This window comes from Paracoccus sp. MC1854 (genome assembly GCF_014164635.1).
Lineage (GTDB): Bacteria > Pseudomonadota > Alphaproteobacteria > Rhodobacterales > Rhodobacteraceae > Paracoccus.
This window is the reverse complement of the sequence record NZ_JACJFU010000013.1, coordinates 69017-86349: the sequence shown is the minus strand read 5'-3', so window position 1 is coordinate 86349 and position 17333 is coordinate 69017. Positions and strand designations below refer to the sequence as shown.

The window sequence follows — 17333 nt, the reverse complement described above, 5'->3', positions numbered from 1 at the left end:
GGGTTCATCGACCTGAGCGACACGATGACCATGTATTACTTCGTGCTGGCCATCTTCGTGCTGGGGCTGCTGGTGATCTGGCGCTTCGTGAACTCGCCCTTCGGGATGATCCTCAAGGCTATCCGGGAAAACGAGAACCGTGCCATTTCGCTGGGCTATGCGACGGCGCAGTACAAGCTGGGCGCCTTCGTGATGTCGGCGGCCCTGTCAGGGCTGGCCGGCGGGCTGAAGGCGCTGGTGATGCAGTTCGCCACCCTGACCGACGTGGACTGGCACATGTCGGGGCAGGTGGTGCTGATGACGCTGATCGGCGGCATCGGGACGCTGCTGGGCCCGGTCGTGGGCGCGGGCATCGTGATCGCGCTGCAGAACCGGCTGGCGACCTCAGCCTTCCCGGTCACGATCATCACCGGGCTTGTCTTCATGATCTGCGTGATGCTGTTCCGGCGCGGGCTGGTGGGCGAACTGGCCTATTCCCGCCTGGGCCGGGCGCTGGGGCTGCGGCCGCCGGGCTGAGCCTGCCCCAAGGAAAACACGGCCGCCGCGACACCCTCGCGGCGGCCGTGTCATTTTCGGAATCCCGCAGGGACCGTTTGCGGCGGCGAGATCGTTGACAGGAACAGGACCCCGCAGGCGCGGGTCCCGTTCGGCGATCCGCCCAGCGCGCGCCGGGGGAATCACATGGTCAACAGCAGGATCGGAGGACGCTCGTGAACGACAATGGTGAACAGCGGGGGGCGAACCCCGGCTTGCTCAAGAAGGACATCGACCAAGGGCTGACCGGCGACAAGGTCAGCTACCCGGACCCGGCAGCCTCGCCCTTGGGCACGGATGACGAGGCCGCAGGGACCCCCATCACCCAAACCCAGCTTGACATGGCCCGGCGAACGGAACGCGCGCAGGGCGCACAGGCCGGGCCGCGCGACGTGGATTTCGGGGCGGCGAAATCGAGGACAGGCCGCGGCACCGTCGTGATGCTGGCGGCGGGCGCGGCGATCCTGCTGCTGCTGGTGGCGCTGCTCTAGCCGAGGGGCGCGCGGCTTTGCACCGCGCGCCCCAGGGTTTCAGGCCAGCACCGGTTCGACCCGGACCGGCACGCCCTTGTAGGCCGGGGTCTTCGACATGCGGTCGTGCAGGCCCACCGGGATAACGGGATTGACCTCGGGGTAATAGGCGGCAACGCAGCGATCGGGCAGGTCATAGGCGGTCAGCGTCAGATCAGCCACATCGCGGTCGTGGCCGTCGTTCTCGGCGCAGACCAGCCGGACCTTCTGGCCCTCGGACAGACCGGCGCGGGCAATCTCGTCCGGGCTCATCAGCACGATCATGCGGTCGCCCGAAAGCCCCCGCAGCCGGTCGGAATAGCCGTAGATCGTGGTGTTGAACTGGTCGTTCGACCGCAGCGTGACCAGCGTATATTCGTCCTGCCCCAAGTCCCGGTTCAGCCCCGAGTTCGAATCCGGCACCGAGAACTCGGCCTTGCCGCTTTCCGTTTCCCATTTCCGCTCGCGGGCTGCGTTGCCCTTGTAGAAGCCGCCCGGCTCGCGCATCCGGTGCTCGTAGCCGCTGAACTCCTCAGGCCAGAGCGCCTCGATTCCGGCCCGGACAAGGGAGTAATCCCCCACCCAGTCGTCCCACGGCACCTTGGGATTCGGCGTCAGCGTTTCCTTGGCGATCCCCGCGACGATGGCAGGTTCCGAGAGAAGCTGGTCCGATGCGGGCGTATTCTTCCCGTGCGAGGCATAGATGTGCGACAGCGAATCCTCGATCGAGACCACCTGATGCCCGCTTGCCTGCGCATCCTCCTCGGATCGCACAAGGCAGGGCAGAAGCCAGGTCTGCGCGCCCGGCAGCAGGTGCGAGCGGTTCAGCTTGGTCGCGACGTTCACGACCAGGTCGAGGTCCGCCCAATGCTGCCTTGCCCGCCGGGTATCGGGGATCGAGGTGGCAAAGTTTCCGCCAAGCTGCAGAAGCGCGCGCACCGAGCCGTCGATGATCCCCTCGACCGCGTCAACGGTGGTCGTCCCTTCCTCGCGCGGGGGCGAGAAGCCGAACATCTTCGCCATCTCGTCCAGGGGCACCAGCTCCGGCTTTTCCGCGATGCCGACCGTGCGCTGGCCCTGCACGTTGGAATGCCCGCGGACCGGGGAAATCCCCGCCCCCAGCCGGCCGAGGTTGCCGCGCAGCAGCATCAGGTTGACCATCATCCCCAGCGTCTCGCCACCGCGCACATGCTGGGTCAGGCCCATGCCATACATGGTGACCACGCGCTTGGACCGCGCATAGATCGTGCCCACGTCGCGCAGATGGGCGCGGGTGAGGCCCGACAGTTCCTCGATCTCGTCCCAGCCGGTCGCCTCGGCATGGGCCTTCACCGCCTCATAGCCGGTCGTATGCTCGGCGATGAATGCGTGGTCGATAATGCCGCCCTCCTCGGCCTCAAGCTCGAACACCCGCTTGATCAGGCCCAGCATCGCCGCCATGTCGCCGCCCGGCCGCACCTGCAGGTAAAGGTCCGAGATCCCGGTCGAGCCGCCCAGCATCTGCGTGACCTGCTGGGGATTGCGGAAGCGCAGCAGACCTGCCTCGCGCACGGGGTTGAAGGTGATGACCTTGCAGCCGCGCTGCACCGCCTTCTGGATCGTGTGCAGAAATCGCGGGCTGTTCGAGCCGGTGTTCTGACCGAAGAAGAACATCAGGTCGCAATGGTCGAAATCCTCAAGCACGCAGGTGCCGACGGGCGAGCCGATGAACTTCTTCAGCCCGACGCTGGTCGTCTCGTGGCACATGTTCGAGGAATCGGGCAGGTTGTTGTGGCCGTACATCCGCGCGAAGAGCTGCCACATGAAGGATGTCTCAAGGCTCGCCTTGCCCGAGGTGTAGAAGACCGTGGACTTGGGGTCGAGCGTCTTCAGCGCCGCGCCGATGCCTTGGAATGCCTCGTCCCAAGTGGTTTTCACATAGTTGCGGCTGGCGGGATCGAAGCGCATCGGATGGGTCAGGCGGCCGAGGGATTCGAGGTCATGGTCCGACAGTTTCCACAACTCGTCGATGGTGTGCTTCGCAAAGACCCCGGGGTCACAGCGGCGGACATCCAGATCCCAGATCGTGGCCTTGGCGCCATTCTCGCAGAACTCGGCCGGATGGGGCTTGGCCGGCTTCGCCCAGGCGCAGGAGGTGCACATGTGACCGTCCGGCTTGTTCTGGCGCCGCAGCGTGTTCAGGACGGCGGGCGATGGCGGCTGGCCGACGATGACCTTTGCCATGCCCTCCATCGATCCCCAGCCGCCGGCCGGGCCGTCGTAATGGGGGGTATCCGGGTCCTGCTGGGTAGCCGGGTCGATCTGGTCTTTGTCCATGGCTGCACCTTCAAGCTGGGGCGGCGTGGCGGCGGGCACCTGCGGCCGCTGTGTCATTCCTGCCGCGCAGGGGCGATGTGGCTTCCATGGAGGAAGAGCGGCGCGTCTTTCAGGGTTCCATGATTTATGAGTGATCGCGTTCCTGCCCGTGCGGGACGGGTCAGAGCTGTGCCCGCCAGATCGATCGGCTGCGCCGGGCCGGCAGACCGTTGCTGGCGGTGACGGCGAGTTCCTCGTCGATCGCTTCGGGCAGGTAAAGATAGTCCCAGTGGAACTCGCCATGGCGGAAAAGGGCGTGCAGGTTCAGGACCTCGACGCGGCCGTCGAGGAACAGGCAGACCCGCTCTTCCCGCAATTCGCCGAGCATCCGGTTGGCATGGACGGGGGTCATGCCGCAGGCCTGCGCGAGATCCGCCTGGCTGATCGGCAGACGGCAGCCGTCAAGGCCGGACAGCCCGCGGGCATATTGCCGCACAAGCATTTCCGCGAACAGGTTGGCGATGCGCGCCCGCCCCCCCAGCCGCCCGGTCCTGAAGGTCCAGTAGCGCTGGACCGAGGCATCCAGCATCGCGATATGCCACAGCTTGTCATAGGTATCGGGCGCGGCCCCGCGCAGCGCCGCGACACGGGCATGGGGCATGGTCGCGATGGTGGCGGGGCTCAGCGTCTCGATCTCATGGTCGACATGGTTCAGCACCAGGGCCGCAAGGTCGATGAAGTCGCCGGGGATCTGCAGGCCCAGGACCTGCCGGCGGCCCTGGATGTCGATGCGGAACCGGCTGACGAAGCCCTCGCGCAGATAGGAAAGGCGGGTGATCCCGACGCCCGACTGGCCGGCCTTCTGCCGGGCGCGCAGAAAGGTTTCCCCGCTTGAAAGCGAGGCGAGCAATTCACCCTCGGCCACGGTGATCAGGCCGGGGTAGGCGCGGTGAAGGTCGATGCCTGACATCTGTCGTTCAATCACGGGAAACGGAAGCGGTCTGGTCCAGCCGCTTGGAAAATCTCAGCAGGAAAAGAATGGAACTCGTTGAACAGGCATGATGCTATCCTGCAACCGGGTCAAAGGACAAGATAGTGAAAAGCAAGGCATCAAACTTTGCCTTTGTTTCCTCGGATGCGGCGTGACCCGCGACACGCAATAAATGTCCATCCGTGACGGGGAACGCTTTCCCCCGTTCCAGAGTCCCGCATACTGTCCAATGAAGGCAACAGCCACCGGGGATGAAGAATGCACAGGATAACGACCATCGCCCTTGTCCTGCTGGCGGGGCTTGCCTCGCAGGCGGGCGCCCGCGACATCGTGGTGTCGTCCAAGATCGACACCGAGGGAGGCTTGCTCGGCAACGTCATCCTGCTGGCGCTGCAGGATGCCGGGCTGCCGGTGCAGAACCGCCTGCAACTGGGCGGCACGCCGATCGTGCGGGATGCGATCACCTCGGGGCAGATCGACATCTATCCCGAATACACCGGCAATGCCGCCTTCTTCCACAACGAGGCCGACAGCCCCGTCTGGAAGGATGCCGCCCAATCCTACGCCCGCGCGGCGGAACTGGACCGGGCGCAGGACCTTGTGTGGCTGGACCCCGCGCCCGCCAACAACACCTGGGCCATTGCCGTGCGGAAGGACCTGGCCGAGGCGAATGGCCTTTCCACCATGTCCGACTTCGGCGCCTGGGTCGCGGGCGGGGGCGAGGTGAAGCTCGCCGCCTCGACCGAGTTCGTGACCTCGCCCGCCGCTCTACCGGCCTTTCAGGCGACCTATGGATTCCAGCTTCAGCCCGCGCAGCTTGTCCAGTTGTCCGGCGGCGACACGGCCGCGACCATCGCGGCGGCGGCGCAGCAGACCTCGGGCGTGAACGCGGCCATGGTCTATGGCACCGACGGCGGGATCGAGCCTGCGGGCCTGCTGGTGATGGAGGACGACAAGGCCGTCCAGCCCTTCTACCAGCCCGCGCCGGTGGTCCGGGCCGAGGTGCTGGCCGAATATCCGCAGATCGCCGAGGTGCTGAACCCGATCTTCGGGGGCTTCGACCTTGTCACGCTGCAGAAACTCAACGCCCGCATCCAGGTCGGCGGCGAACCCGCCGCTGCCGTGGCCGAGGACTATCTGAAGCGCACGGGCGTGATCGAGTGACGCATCCCCGATGAGGTCCGCGGCCCTTGCCGCGCCACCGCTGGCGCTCAGCCGGCCGGGGCTTCTGTTCGCGGGCCTGGGGCTGGCCGGGCTGGCGCTGCCCTTTGTCCAGTTCCGTGCCAACCGGATCGTCGCGGGCGAGGGGCTTGGCCTGCCCGGGGCGCTGGGACCGCAGGGCTGGATCGTCGCGGCCCTGCTGGCGGCGGTTCTTGCCGGCACGATTGCCCGGACGCCGCCGCGCCTGTCGCTGCTGCCGACGCTGGCGGGGGCGCTGGCGGTGATCGCCGCCGCCGGGCTGGCCGCAAAGGCGCTGGTACCCGAAGGCGACCGGCTTGCCCGCGTCTCGCTGGGCGCGGGCTTCTGGCTGCTGCTCTTGGCCTTTGCGCTGGCGATCGCCGATGCGCTGGCGCGGCTGCGGCCGTCGCTGCCGCTGCGATGGCTGCTGCTGGCCGGAACGATCGCGGCGGGGGGGCTGTTGCTCGGCTCGGGCCTACTGGACGATTTGTCGGTGATGCGGGAATACGATGCCCGGCGCGAGCAGTTCTGGCGCGAGGCCGGGCGGCACCTGACGCTCGCCTTCGGCTCGCTGGGCGCGGCGCTTGCGGTGGGGCTGCCGCTGGGCATCCTGATCCACGAGGCGCCGCGCGGGCGGGACGCGGTGCTGGGGGTGCTGAACGTGGTCCAGACGATCCCGTCGCTGGCACTGTTCGGGATCATGATCCCGTTGTTCGGCTGGGTCGCCGCCACTGTGCCGGGCGCGGCGCAGGCGGGCATCTCCGGCATCGGTGCCTTTCCGGCGCTGGTGGCGCTGTTTCTGTATTCGCTGCTGCCGGTCGTCTCGAACATGGTCGTCGGGCTGGCGGGGGTTCCCGTGGCGGTGCGAGAAGCGGCGGTGGGCTTGGGCATGACCCGCGCACAGGCACTGGCGCAGGTGCTGATCCCGCTGACCCTGCCAGTGGTGCTGGCCGCAGTCCGCATCGTGCTGGTCCAGAACATCGGCCTTGCGGTGATCGCGGGGCTGATCGGTGGCGGCGGCTTCGGCAGCTTTGTCTTTCAGGGGTTGAACCAGACCGCCATGGACCTCGTATTGCTGGGCGCCATCCCGACCATCGCGCTGGCGCTGGTGTCGGGGATCGCGCTGGACCTGATCCTCGCGGGGCTTGACCCGCGAAAGGCCCGCGCATGATCGGGATCGAGCGTCTGACGAAGCTTTACGGCCCGGTCGCCGCCGTCGATGACGTCAGCCTGACCGTCGAGCGGGGAGAGATCGCGGCGCTGGTCGGCACCTCTGGGTCGGGCAAGACGACGCTTCTGCGGATGATCAACCGGCTGGTGGAACCCACGACGGGCTGCGTCCTGATCGACGGGACCGACACCGCCACCCTGCCCCCGCATCAACTGCGCCGCCGCATCGGCTATGCGATCCAGGGCCACGGGCTGTTCCCCCACCGGACGGTTGCAGAGAACATCGCCACCGTGCCCCGGCTGCTCGGCTGGGACCGCAGGCGCATCGCCGCAAGGGTGGACGAGCTTCTGGACCTGTTCCAGCTTCCCCCTGCCGAGTTCCGCGACCGGATGCCGCAGCAGCTTTCCGGCGGCCAGCAGCAGCGGGTCGGTGTGGCCCGCGCGCTCGCCGCCCGGCCCGAACTGCTGCTGATGGACGAGCCTTTCGGGGCGCTCGACCCCGTGATCCGGGCCAGGGCGCAGGACGACCTGCGCCGCATCCAGCGCGAGCTTGGCACCACCCTGATCGTCGTCACCCACGACATGGAGGAAGCGATCACCCTGGGCGACCGCATCGCCGTGATGGACGGGGGCCGGCTGCTGCAATACGCCACCCCGCGCGAGATCCTGACCGTCCCCGCCACGCCCTTCGTGCGGGAACTGATCGGGACCGAGGCGCGGCCCTTCCGGCTGCTGTCGCTGTCCTGCGTGGCCGACATCGCCGGGCCGGGCGAGGCTGCCGGACCGCCCGTTTCCCCCGATGCCTCGCTGCGGGACGCGCTAGCGCTGTGCCTCTGGTCGGGGCGCGAGGCGCTGCCGGTGGAGGGCGGCGGCGTGGTGACGCTCGATGCCCTGCGCCGGGCGGCCGCGGGCGAGGCGCCGCGATGATCGGGCGGATCGCCCTGGCTGCAGCCGCAGCGCTGCTGCTGGCCTTCCTGCTGGCGCCGGAAAGTTTTGCCCCTCTGCTGCGCCCGCTGACCCGGAATGACGCGCCGCCGATCTACACGCAGACGAGCCTTCTCTCGCTCACGCTGTCCCACCTGTCGATGGTCGCGGCGGCGGTGGTCGCCTCGACACTCGTGGCGGTCGGACTGGGTGTGCTGGTCACGCGCGAGGGCTGGCGGGATTTCCTGCCGCTCGCCCGCACCGTCACCTCGGTCGGGCAGACCTTTCCACCCGTCGCGGTGCTGGCGCTGGCCGTTCCGGCGATGGGCTTCGGGGCGGGGCCGACGCTGCTGGCGCTGTTCCTCTACGGCCTCCTGCCGATCTTCGAGAACACGCTGGCGGGCTTGACCGCCCTGCCGCCGCAGGTGATCGAGGCCGCGCGCGGCATGGGCATGACCCGCGCCCAGCGCCTGTGGCAGGTGGAACTGCCGCTGGCGCTGCCGGTGATCCTCGCGGGCGTGCGGCTGTCGGCGGTAATCTCGCTTTCGACCGCCACCATCGGCTCGACCGTCGCAGCGCGGACGCTGGGCGAGGTCATCATCGCGGGGCTGCTGTCGTCCAACACCGCCTTTGTCCTGCAGGGGGGCCTGGTCGTCGGCACGCTCGCCCTGCTGATCCATGCAGGCTTCAAGGCGCTGGAAGCACGGGCCTGCGTGAGAGGGTAAGGTCGCCAGGTGGTGGGGTATAACCCCACCCGCCCAAAACCACATCCGCGCCGGATTACCGCGCCAGTGCGTAGGGTGGGTTGCACCCCAACTGTCGCCTTCCCCCACCCGCCGGACCCCCGCGCCTGCGCCGGATCAGCGCGCCAGCCCCAGCCGCTTCAGGTATTCGACCGAGGGCAGGATGCCCGCCTTGTCGCGCAACTCAAGGATCAGGCGCGGCTTCGAGGTGAATTCGCCCAGCGCCCGGAAGACGGCGGGCCAGCAGATCGTGCCCTCGCCGATGGTCCAGTGGCGGTCGGCATAGCCGTCGGCGTCCTGCAGGTGGATATGCTCCAGCCGGTTGCCGGCGCGGCGGACGTAGTAATCGACGGGCGGCGCCCCGGTCGAGCCGTAAGCGTAATGCGCGTGGCCGGTATCGATGGACACCGCCATCGCCGGCGAGTTGAAGCTGTCCGCGAGGATGCGGCGGATGTCAGGGTCCTTGTCCTGGATGTTCTCGACGACCATGGTGACGCCGATCTCCTCGGCGCGGCGGACCACCGGGTCCATGGTCAGGTGGCAGCATTCCAGCACGCGGTCATAGGCCGAGCGGCTGGGGAAGTTGTCAAGGTTGTTGAAATCCCAGGTCGAATAGGGCGAATGGATCACCATCTGCGTGGCCCCCAGATACTCGCAGACCTCCAGACCCTGCATGAACTTGCGCGCGTTCAGCGCCCGCATGTCGGGATCGAGGCTGGCGATGCTGAGGCCCCAGAACGGGCCGTGGATGCCAAGACGGCCGGTATAGCCTGCCAGCAGCGACTTGGCGCGGTCGGCGACAGACTTCCAGTCGCCGTTCAGCAAGTCGGCGTCGAAGAAATCCTGCAGCTCGAGATCACGGTTCTCGGACAGGATGAAGTCTTGCATGGTTTCGAGCGCGGAAAGGAGAAGGGCAGCGTCCAGCAGGGGAAGGTCGGTCATTGTTCGTCCAGTTCAGGCAGCGAGGGGAAGGAGAAGCCGGGACAGCAGGCCGTGGAACTCGGCCATGCCGTGGACGACATGGTCGGCGCCGGCATCGCGCAGGGTCTGCGCGTGGTTCTGGCGGTGGTCCGATGGGCCGATGAAGCCCACGGCGAGGCAGCCTGCTGCGGCGGCGCAAAGGATGCCATGCGGGTTGTCGTCGATGAAGATCGCTTGGCTTGGCGCGACGCCCAGGCGTTCGCAGGCGTAAAGCGCCAGGTCAGGCGCGGGCTTGGGCGCGGGGACGTGCTCGGCCGAATAGACATGGGGGCCGAAGCGGCTCGCTAGCGGGGTGCGGACGATAGAACGGTCGAGCCGCATGACCGACGAGTTCGAGCAGACCGCCATCGGCAGGTCGAAGCCGGACAGCACCGCCTCGATCCCTTCGACATGGGGGATGCCGCGGTCGAACATCTCGAACAGGATGCGGTCTGATTTAGCGAACACCTTGGCCGCGTCGAGGCCCGCCTGCCTCATCCAGGCGATGCTCGCCTGCGCCGCATTCCCGGAGAAGATGCGGGTTGCTTCGTCGCGGGTCATGGGAAGGCCTGCGGCAGTGACGGCCCGAGCCAACGCTTCGCAGCCCAAAGGCTCGCTGTCCAGCAGCACGCCATCGCAGTCGAAGAGGATCGCGCCGTATTCCCTTGCGGCGTATTCCCTCATGCCGGGACGCCTTCCTGCATCAGTTCGCGCAGCAGCACCGGGTTGTCGGATACGAGGAAACCCGGCGCACGGGCGATCCAGCGGCGGATCAGGGCAGGCTCGTTGATCGTCCAGACCGAGCAGGACTTCAGCGGACGCAGGCGGGAGATGAGGTCGAACTCGGCCTCGAACAACTCGTGGTGGATGCCGACGACATCAACCAGATCATCGACCTGTTTCAGGAAAGCCGCGATGCCGCCCTGCCGGTCGGCCCAAGTGCGGTTGACCGAGATGAGGCGGCGCAGGTCGGGGGCTGTGGCGCGGATGTGCCGCACGACCTTGATGTCGAAGCCGTGCAGGATGGACCGCTCGGCCAGTCCGAAGCGTCGCAGGGTTTCCACCGTCCGTTCCACCAGCCCGGGATAGGGAGTGCCGTTCTGGTCGGACTTCAGTTCGACATAAAGGTCTGTCCCGGTATGGGGCGCGAGGATCTCCAGCACTTCTTCCAGACTGGGCACGCCCTCGTCGATCAGCACACCATCCGGCCCGCGCAGGCGCAGGGCCTTGCGGCTCTCCGGCGTCAGGTCGCGGGTCCGGCCGGTGCCGTTGGTGGTCCGGTCCAGCGTCGGGTCGTGGATGACCACGATCTCGCCCGCCTCGGTCAGGTGCAGGTCGAATTCGATGCCGTCGAAGCCGTGACGTGCGGTTTCACGGAAGCCGGTGGCCGAGTTCTCGGCCCAGAGGTTGCGGGCCCCGCGATGGGCCATGATCTGCGACATATCAATGCTTTCCTTGAAAGGGTCAACGAATCGTCGGGTCCAGCCGGTCGCGCAGCCAGTCGCCCAGAAGCGAGATCGACAGCGTCGTCATCACGATCACCGCCGACGGCGCGAGCATGATCCACGGCGCCCGCGTCAGGTATTCGCGCCCGAAGCCGACCATGTTCCCCAGCGAGCTTTCCGGCGGCTGCACACCGAGGCCGAGGAAGCTGAGGCCGGATTCCATCAGGATGATTTCCGGGAAGGTCAGCGTCATCGACACGATCAGGGTCGAGGCGACATTGGGCAGGATGTGCCGCAGATAGACGCGCGAGGGTTTCGCCCCAAGCTGCACCACCGCCGCCGCATAGCCCTGCGCCGAGGCTGAAATCGCAAGTCCGCGGGCGATGCGGGCGTATCGCTCCCAGCCATAGAAGCCCATCAGGCAGACCAGCAGGATCATGGACGAGCCGAAGAAGGCCAGCACCGCCAGCGACATGATCATGAAGGGCAGCGCCGCCTGAAAGTCGGCCAGCGCCATGACCAGATGCTCGACCCAGCCCCGGAACTGGGCAGCGAGGAAACCCAGCGTGGTGCCGAAGACGGCGGACAGGATCGTGGCCCCGAAGGCGATGACCAGCGAGACGCGGACCGACTGGATCAGCCGCAACAGCAGGTCCCGGCCAAGCTCGTCGGTGCCGAGCCAGTGGCCCGGCGTTCCCATCGGCGCAAGCCGCGCCGACAGGTCCATCCGGGTGATCTCGTAGGGCCGCAGTCCGTCGGCGAAGATGGCGGTCAGCACTATCAGAAGGGTCCAGCCGGTGGCGAGCATGACCAGCCACGGCATCCTCAGCCGAGTGCGTGTCAGAAGGCCCGGTGCGGGGGTGGCGATTGCGGCATCGGCCATCGTTATCCCTCCTTAATGGCTGCGCTTCTGGCGCAGGCGGGGGTCGAGCAGGCCATAGGCGAAATCGACACACAGGTTGGCGACCACCATCGAGGCCGCGATGACCAGCAGCAGGCATTGCACCACGGCAAGGTCGCGGTTCGAGACCGACACCACGATCAGCCGCCCGACGCCGGGCCACGAGAAGATGCTTTCCACCACGACCGCCCCCGCGATCAGCGCGCCCACCATGAAGCCGATCAGCGTCACGATGGGGATCGCGGCATTGGGCAGCGCGTGCCTCCAGACGACCTCGCGCCAGGGCAGGCCCTTGGCCATGGCGGTGCGGATATAGGGCTGGCCCAGCACCTCGATCATCGCGGAGCGCGAGAAACGGGCGAGGATGCCGATGCCGCCGATCGACAGCGTGGCGATGGGCAGGATCGCGTGGCGCCATGTGTCCTGCCCGCCCGAGGGCAGCCAGTCGAGCGTGACCGCGAAGACCAGCACCAGCACCAGCGCCAGCACGAAGGACGGGATCGTGAAGCCGAAGATCGACAGCATGATGACGCCCCGGTCGGCGATGGAGTCCCGGTGCAGCGCCGCATAGACGCCCGCGGGGATGCCGATGCAGATCTTCAGGATCAGCGCCGGGACAGTGATCGACAGGGTGGCCGGGATGCGTTCCAGCACGAGATCGATGGCGGGCGAGTGGTCGCGCATCGAGATGCCGAAGTCGAAGCTCAGGATCTGCTGCAGATAGGCCAGATATTGCTGCCACAGCGGATCGTTGAGGCCCCAGCGGGCGCGGAAGGCCTCCACCGCGTCCTGCGGCGCGTCCGGTCCCAGCAGCACCTGCGCGGGGTCGCCCGACAGGCGCAGGACGACAAAGGCGAAGCTCATGACCAGCAGGATGGTCAGGGCCGCGCGGGCGGTCTTGGCGAGGATGAAGCGAAGCATGGGTTCCTCACGCCGCCTGCCGCGCGGGGCGGGGCAGCTTCAGGCAGGCGGCAAGCCGGTCGCCGTGGTTTTCAAGTTGCGGCACCTGCGCGACGCAGCCCGCGTCGGCAAACTGGCAGCGGGGGTGGAAGGCGCAGTCTTGGGGACGGGCGGCGGGGTTTGGCGGCTCGCCATGCAGGATGATCCGGCCCCCAAGCCCCTGCCCCGCCCGCGGGATCGAGGAGACCAGCGCCTGCGTGTAAGGGTGGCGCGGGTCCGAAAAGATGCGGTCCGAGGGGGCTTCCTCGACCACCCGACCCAGATACATGACCGCTGCCCGGTCGCAGATGTTGCGGACGACCTTCAGGTCATGGCTGATGAAGACCATCGTCAGCCCGTCCTGTTCCTGCAGGTCGCGCAACAGGTTCACCACCTGTGCCTGAATGGACACGTCCAGCGCCGACACCGGCTCGTCGCAGACGAGGAAGCTCGGGTTCGTGGCAAGGGCGCGGGCGATCACCACGCGCTGGCGCTGGTCGCCCGACAGTTCGTGCGGATAGCGGTCCGCCTGGTCGCGGCGCAGACCGACGCGGGCCATCAGCGCCAGGGCGCGCTCGGCCAGTTCGACGCCTTTTGCGATGCCGTGGATTTGCAGCGGCTCGGCGATCTGGGCGGCGATGGTCATGCGGCGGTCGAGCGCGGCCAGCGGGTCTTGGAAGATCAGTTGCATCTGGGCGCGCAGGCGGCGCCAATGTTCGGCCCGGGGCGCGGGCATGGGCTGGCCGTGATAAAGGACCTCGCCCGCAAAGGGGGTTTCCAATCCCAGCAGCATCCGACCGAGGGTGGACTTGCCCGAGCCGGACTCGCCCACGACACCGAGGATCTCGCCCTCGGCCACGGAAAGGTCGATGCCGTCCACGGCGCGCAGGGTCGTGGGCTTGCCGAACAGCGACTTGCCGGTGGTGTATTGCTGGACGAGGCCGCGGGCTTCCAGAAGGACGCTCATGCGACCACCGCTTGCGGTTGCCGGGCGGCGATCGTTACCTTGGGATGGAAGCAGGCGACCTCGCCGCCTTCCGCCTGCGGCTTCAATTCAGGCACATAGGCCGCGCAGAAATCCGTTGCCCGCGCGCAGCGGGGCGCGAAGGCGCAGCCCTGCGGCAGGTTCCTAGGGTCGGGGACGGTGCCCTCGATGGGGACCAGCCGGGCGCGGCCCGCGTCCAGTTCCGGGATCGCGTCGAACAAGCCGCGCGTATAGGGGTGCTTCGGCGCCTCGAACAGCCGCGCCACCTTGTTCGTTTCCACGATCCGCCCCGCATACATCAAAGCGCGGGGCGAGCCATCAGCCCGCCCCGCAAAAGTGGTCAGACGTTCCAGTTGTTCGCGCGGAAATCCATCGCGAAGGCCGGAGCGGCTTTCCAGTTCAGTTCCGACTTCATGCCGGTGAAGACGGCGTTCTGGTGCAGGACCGTATAGGCCGGGTCCTCGCGCTCGCAGATCTCCAGCATCCGGGCGTGGGCCTTCCGGCGCGCGGCGGGGTCCATCGAGGTCTCCATGACCACGGAAAGCTGGTTCACCTCGTCGTTCCAGTAGTTGCGCTTCTGCTGCGCCTCGCCGTTGGGACCGAACTGCACGACCAGCGGCGTGACCGGATCGTTGATGTTGTTCGAGGCCGACCAGTCGAAGACGCCGCGCACCCCTTGGGGGTCATGGATCTGCGCCCAGTCCTCCTTCATCTCGATCTCGACGTTCAGGCCGACCTGCTTCCACATCTCGACCAGCACCTGCGCGGTGGGCGTCTGGTTGGTGTAGTAGTTGTTGAGCAGCCGATAGGGGATCGCATCGCCCTTGTAGCCCGCCTGCTTCAGCAGGTCGCGGGCGAGGTCGGGGTTGTATTCCGGCACGGCCCAGCCTTCGACGAACATCCCCGAGGTCCTGAAGCTTTCGAACTGCAGGCCCGCCGGGACGACGGTCTGCCCGCCCCACAACGCCTCGACGACGGCCTGCCGGTCGATCGCATGGGTCATGGCGCGGCGGACCAGCGGGTCGGCGAGGAACTCGTTCTGCTTGTTGAAGACGGTGACGCGGTGGTTCCAGATGGTCGAGGACTGCACTTCCAGCCCCGGCGCGGCAGCGACCGTCGCGATCTGGTCGGGCGGCAGGTCGCAGGCGAAGTCGTATTCGCCCGAGAGCAAGCCGTTCACGCGGCTGGCGACCTCGGGGACCTCGACGAAGCGGATGCGTTCAAGCGGCGGGCGGCCGCCCCAGTAGTCGTCAAAGGCCACCAGCGTCAGCGAGACGTCGGGGCGGAACTCCTCGACCCGGTAGGGGCCGGTGGTGACGGGGCTGTTGGCCCATTCGGCGTAAGATGCGGCCTCGTCCCAGGCGCGCTTGCTGGCGATCTGCGATCCGAAGGCGTAAAGGCGGCCTTCCAGCGTGATGTCGGGCGTCGCGTTGTGGAAGCGGACGGTGTATTTGTCCACGGCCTCGACGCCGCGCAGCGCGGGCCACAGCCGGCGGGCAATGCCGGGGATGTTGGCCGGCAGTTCCTTGGCGTTCTGCAGCTTGAAGCTTTCGGCGTAAAGCGTCTGGCCGCCGGCAGGCTCGGCCCCGGCGAACAGCCGCTCGTCCGAAAAGGAGAAGACCACGTCCTCGGCGGTCAGTTCGTCGCCGTTGTGGAAGCGAACGCCCTGACGCAGCTTCAGCTCGATGGTCCGGTCGTCCAGACGCGTCCATTCGGTCGCAAGGCCCGCGACCGGGCCCTGGTTGCCCATCCAGTCGCGCAGGATCAGCCCTTCCCAGAGGTTGGGGAAGAACACCCGCTCGCCCACGTTCGACTGCTCGTTTCAGATGTCCAGCGTGTTGTTGTTGGTGATCTTATGCACCGCGACGGTGATGGAACGGCGCGGCGCCTGGGCCATGGCGTGACGCGGCAGGATCAGGGAACCGGCGGCGGCGCCGAACAGGCCCAGGGTGTGGCGACGGGTGATAAGCATGGGTCTCTCTCATGTGCAGTGCCGGGCGGGCGGCGATCGCTGCCCCTTCGGCGCGCCTTCTGGCCCCGCCATGTGGCCGTCGGATGACGCGGCCGTGACATTCTTGTTAACTTCAGGGTGGCGGGCGAACTTTCCCTGCCGAGGATCGTTGGGGCAGGCCCCCGCAGCAGGAAAGGAACCGCGATGACCGAACGTGTGGTGACGATCCCCATGGCCGACGTGGACATGGACGAGTTGCGCTGGAAATCGCGTCCGGTCGTGATCCTCGCCCGCGATCAGGAAGACCCGCGCGTGGCCGAGCAGATCGCCATGCTCAACGCAGCCGCGCATGGCATGGGCGAACGTGACATGCCGGTGCTGACCGATTTCGGTGGCGACACGGGCTTCGAACTGCGCCTGCTTGGCCGCGACGGCACCCTGAAGCAGCGCTTCGATGCCCCGGTCCCTGCCGAGACGCTGTTCGGGATCGTCGATTCTATGCCCATGCGGCAGGAGGAGATGAAGGACTGACCTCGCCGCCCGCGACGGGCCGGCCCGATGGGCGGGCTTTCCTTTCGCGCCCGGAACGATCACGGTCCCGCATCGTTGCACTCCCCTGCCACGAAAGGAGCCGTCCATGTCATCGCGCCTGTTCACCCGGCTGGATGTCGGCAAGCTGAGCCTGTCCAACCGCATCGTCATCGCGCCGATGTGCCAGTATTCGGCCGAGGACGGCTGCATGACCGACTGGCACCTGATCCACTACGGCAGCCTCGCGCTGTCCGGCGCCGCCCTGCTGACCATCGAGGCGACCGCCGTGGTCCCCGAGGGCCGCATCAGCTATGCCGATGTCGGCCTGTGGTCGGACGAGACCGAGGCGGCAATGGGCCGTACGCTGGACAGCATCCGCCGCTGGTCGGACATGCCCATCGCGATCCAGTTGGCCCATGCGGGCCGCAAGGCGTCGACCGACCTGCCGTGGAAGGGCGGGGCGCAGATCGCGCCGGATCACCGGAATGGCTGGCAGACCGTCTCGGCCAGCGCCGATCCCTTCGCGGCGGGGGAAAACCCTCCGGTCGCACTGGATGAGGACGGGCTGAAGCGGGTCCGCGACGGCTTTGCCGAGGCCGCCCGCCGCGCCGGCCGGCTGGGGATCGACGCGGTGCAGATCCATGCGGCCCACGGCTACCTGCTGCACCAGTTCCTGTCGCCGCTGTCGAACCGGCGCGAGGATCCCTATGGCGGCAGCCTCGAAAACCGGATGCGCCTGACGCTGGAGGTCTTCGATGCCGTGCGCGCAGCCTTCCCGGCAGATCGCCCGGTGTCGGTGCGGGTGTCCGGGACCGACTGGGTCGAGGGCGGCTGGGACATCGAGCAAACCATCGCCTTGGCGCAGGCGCTGGAGGCGCGGGGCTGCGATGCGATCCATGTGTCCAGCGGCGGGCTGGACCCGCGCCAGAAGATCCCGGTCGGGCCGAACTACCAGGTGCCGCTGGCCCGCGCCGTGAAGCAGGCGGTGACGATGCCGGTGGTCGCGGTGGGGCTGATCACTGACTATGACCAGGCCGAGGCCATCGTCGGGACGGGCGACGCCGACATGATCGGGCTGGCGCGGACGATCCTCTACGATCCCCGCTGGCCCTGGCACGCGGCGGCGCATCTGGGCGCGGCGGTGCAGGCGCCAGAGCAGTATCACCGCTCGCAGCCCCGACAATACAAGGCGCTGTTCGACATCAAGGGCAGCGCGGAAAACTGAGGCTTGACGGAAACGGCCCGCCTTTCAGGGGCGGGCCGATCTGGAGTTTGC

Annotated in this window: 19 protein-coding genes; 8 read left to right on the top strand and 11 right to left on the bottom strand. The window is 67.6% G+C overall.

Annotation, left to right across the window (positions count from 1 at the left end; translation table 11 throughout):
* A partial coding sequence (locus H5395_RS11700) for a branched-chain amino acid ABC transporter permease (protein WP_182792757.1) occupies positions 1 to 516 on the top strand: 516 nt, incomplete at its 5' end.
* A 194-nt stretch (positions 517 to 710) separates the two neighbouring features.
* A complete protein-coding gene (locus tag H5395_RS11695; RefSeq protein WP_182792756.1) occupies positions 711 to 1025 on the top strand; it encodes a hypothetical protein in 315 nt (104 codons plus the stop codon).
* A gap of 39 nt (positions 1026 to 1064) precedes the next feature.
* Here H5395_RS11695 and H5395_RS11690 read toward each other — a convergent pair whose 3' ends face one another.
* Both H5395_RS11690 and H5395_RS11685 read right to left on the bottom strand, forming a co-directional pair.
* A complete protein-coding gene (locus H5395_RS11690) occupies positions 1065 to 3359 on the bottom strand; it encodes an FdhF/YdeP family oxidoreductase (protein ID WP_182792755.1) in 2295 nt (764 codons plus the stop codon).
* A gap of 160 nt (positions 3360 to 3519) precedes the next feature.
* On the bottom strand, positions 3520 to 4308 hold the full coding sequence (locus H5395_RS11685) for a Crp/Fnr family transcriptional regulator (protein ID WP_182792754.1): 789 nt from the start codon (positions 4306 to 4308) through the stop codon (positions 3520 to 3522).
* A 279-nt stretch (positions 4309 to 4587) separates the two neighbouring features.
* Here H5395_RS11685 and H5395_RS11680 point away from each other — a divergent pair, with 279 nt between their 5' ends.
* From H5395_RS11680 to H5395_RS11665, 4 genes are read left to right on the top strand one after another with little or no spacing between them, the layout of a single operon-like run.
* Positions 4588 to 5493: an ABC transporter substrate-binding protein gene (locus tag H5395_RS11680; RefSeq protein ID WP_182792753.1), complete on the top strand. Its 906-nt coding sequence runs from the start codon at positions 4588 to 4590 to the stop codon at positions 5491 to 5493.
* A gap of 10 nt (positions 5494 to 5503) precedes the next feature.
* Positions 5504 to 6679, top strand: coding sequence for an ABC transporter permease (locus tag H5395_RS11675; RefSeq protein WP_182792752.1), 1176 nt, complete (start codon positions 5504 to 5506; stop codon positions 6677 to 6679).
* Positions 6676 to 7605, top strand: coding sequence for an ABC transporter ATP-binding protein (locus H5395_RS11670; protein WP_182792751.1), 930 nt, complete (start codon positions 6676 to 6678; stop codon positions 7603 to 7605). The genes H5395_RS11675 and H5395_RS11670 overlap by 4 nt, the downstream gene beginning before the upstream one ends.
* The gene (locus H5395_RS11665; RefSeq protein ID WP_182792750.1) at positions 7602 to 8327 is read left to right on the top strand and encodes an ABC transporter permease; all 726 of its coding nucleotides are present in this window, start codon (positions 7602 to 7604) and stop codon (positions 8325 to 8327) included. Before H5395_RS11670 ends, H5395_RS11665 begins: the two co-directional genes overlap by 4 nt.
* A gap of 135 nt (positions 8328 to 8462) precedes the next feature.
* Here the strand turns inward: H5395_RS11665 and H5395_RS11660 are convergent, their stop codons facing one another.
* The 9 genes from H5395_RS11660 to H5395_RS18530 are packed head-to-tail and all read right to left on the bottom strand — an operon-like array spanning position 8463 to position 15547.
* The gene (locus H5395_RS11660; protein WP_182792749.1) at positions 8463 to 9287 is read right to left on the bottom strand and encodes a sugar phosphate isomerase/epimerase; all 825 of its coding nucleotides are present in this window, start codon (positions 9285 to 9287) and stop codon (positions 8463 to 8465) included.
* Positions 9288 to 9299: 12 nt separating this feature from the next.
* Positions 9300 to 9989 carry an HAD family phosphatase gene (locus tag H5395_RS11655; protein ID WP_182792748.1) on the bottom strand — a complete coding sequence of 230 codons (690 nt, stop codon included), beginning with the start codon at positions 9987 to 9989 and terminating at the stop codon, positions 9300 to 9302.
* Positions 9986 to 10747, bottom strand: coding sequence for a glycerophosphodiester phosphodiesterase family protein (locus H5395_RS11650; RefSeq protein ID WP_182792747.1), 762 nt, complete (start codon positions 10745 to 10747; stop codon positions 9986 to 9988). Before H5395_RS11650 ends, H5395_RS11655 begins: the two co-directional genes overlap by 4 nt.
* A 22-nt stretch (positions 10748 to 10769) precedes the next feature.
* The gene (locus tag H5395_RS11645; protein ID WP_182792746.1) at positions 10770 to 11633 is read right to left on the bottom strand and encodes an ABC transporter permease; all 864 of its coding nucleotides are present in this window, start codon (positions 11631 to 11633) and stop codon (positions 10770 to 10772) included.
* A gap of 12 nt (positions 11634 to 11645) precedes the next feature.
* Entirely contained in the window at positions 11646 to 12572 is a 927-nt protein-coding gene (locus H5395_RS11640; RefSeq protein ID WP_182792745.1) for an ABC transporter permease, read from the bottom strand.
* A gap of 7 nt (positions 12573 to 12579) precedes the next feature.
* A complete protein-coding gene (locus H5395_RS11635; RefSeq protein ID WP_182792744.1) occupies positions 12580 to 13557 on the bottom strand; it encodes an ABC transporter ATP-binding protein in 978 nt (325 codons plus the stop codon).
* Positions 13554 to 13856: an oligopeptide/dipeptide ABC transporter ATP-binding protein gene (locus H5395_RS11630; RefSeq protein ID WP_234450739.1), complete on the bottom strand. Its 303-nt coding sequence runs from the start codon at positions 13854 to 13856 to the stop codon at positions 13554 to 13556. The genes H5395_RS11635 and H5395_RS11630 overlap by 4 nt, the downstream gene beginning before the upstream one ends.
* Before the next feature lie 59 nt (positions 13857 to 13915).
* Entirely contained in the window at positions 13916 to 15382 is a 1467-nt protein-coding gene (locus H5395_RS11625) for an ABC transporter substrate-binding protein (RefSeq protein ID WP_220495009.1), read from the bottom strand.
* 15 nt (positions 15383 to 15397) lie between these two features.
* The gene (locus H5395_RS18530) at positions 15398 to 15547 is read right to left on the bottom strand and encodes a hypothetical protein (protein ID WP_220495008.1); all 150 of its coding nucleotides are present in this window, start codon (positions 15545 to 15547) and stop codon (positions 15398 to 15400) included.
* Positions 15548 to 15730: 183 nt separating this feature from the next.
* On the opposite strand from H5395_RS18530, the gene H5395_RS11620 reads away from it, so the two are divergent.
* Positions 15731 to 16057, top strand: coding sequence for a DUF4174 domain-containing protein (locus tag H5395_RS11620; protein ID WP_182792742.1), 327 nt, complete (start codon positions 15731 to 15733; stop codon positions 16055 to 16057).
* Between the two features lie 106 nt (positions 16058 to 16163).
* Positions 16164 to 17282 (top strand): NADH:flavin oxidoreductase/NADH oxidase, encoded by a 1119-nt coding sequence (locus tag H5395_RS11615; protein ID WP_182792741.1) that lies wholly within the window; start codon positions 16164 to 16166, stop codon positions 17280 to 17282.
* Positions 17283 to 17333 lie beyond the last annotated feature (51 nt).

Bases quoted from the DNA above. Each gene is read 5' to 3' on its own strand.
- H5395_RS11690 (WP_182792755.1), bottom strand. From the start codon at position 3,359: ATGGACAAAGACCAGATCGACCCGGCTACCCAGCAGGACCCGGATACC.
- H5395_RS11685 (WP_182792754.1), bottom strand. From the start codon at position 4,308: ATGTCAGGCATCGACCTTCACCGCGCCTACCCCGGCCTGATCACCGTG.
- H5395_RS11680 (WP_182792753.1), top strand. From the start codon at position 4,588: ATGCACAGGATAACGACCATCGCCCTTGTCCTGCTGGCGGGGCTTGCC.
- H5395_RS11675 (WP_182792752.1), top strand. From the start codon at position 5,504: ATGAGGTCCGCGGCCCTTGCCGCGCCACCGCTGGCGCTCAGCCGGCCG.
- H5395_RS11670 (WP_182792751.1), top strand. From the start codon at position 6,676: ATGATCGGGATCGAGCGTCTGACGAAGCTTTACGGCCCGGTCGCCGCC.
- H5395_RS11665 (WP_182792750.1), top strand. From the start codon at position 7,602: ATGATCGGGCGGATCGCCCTGGCTGCAGCCGCAGCGCTGCTGCTGGCC.
- H5395_RS11660 (WP_182792749.1), bottom strand. From the start codon at position 9,287: ATGACCGACCTTCCCCTGCTGGACGCTGCCCTTCTCCTTTCCGCGCTC.
- H5395_RS11655 (WP_182792748.1), bottom strand. From the start codon at position 9,989: ATGAGGGAATACGCCGCAAGGGAATACGGCGCGATCCTCTTCGACTGC.
- H5395_RS11650 (WP_182792747.1), bottom strand. From the start codon at position 10,747: ATGTCGCAGATCATGGCCCATCGCGGGGCCCGCAACCTCTGGGCCGAG.
- H5395_RS11645 (WP_182792746.1), bottom strand. From the start codon at position 11,633: ATGGCCGATGCCGCAATCGCCACCCCCGCACCGGGCCTTCTGACACGC.
- H5395_RS11640 (WP_182792745.1), bottom strand. From the start codon at position 12,572: ATGCTTCGCTTCATCCTCGCCAAGACCGCCCGCGCGGCCCTGACCATC.
- H5395_RS11635 (WP_182792744.1), bottom strand. From the start codon at position 13,557: ATGAGCGTCCTTCTGGAAGCCCGCGGCCTCGTCCAGCAATACACCACC.
- H5395_RS18530 (WP_220495008.1), bottom strand. From the start codon at position 15,547: ATGCTTATCACCCGTCGCCACACCCTGGGCCTGTTCGGCGCCGCCGCC.
- H5395_RS11620 (WP_182792742.1), top strand. From the start codon at position 15,731: ATGACCGAACGTGTGGTGACGATCCCCATGGCCGACGTGGACATGGAC.
- H5395_RS11615 (WP_182792741.1), top strand. From the start codon at position 16,164: ATGTCATCGCGCCTGTTCACCCGGCTGGATGTCGGCAAGCTGAGCCTG.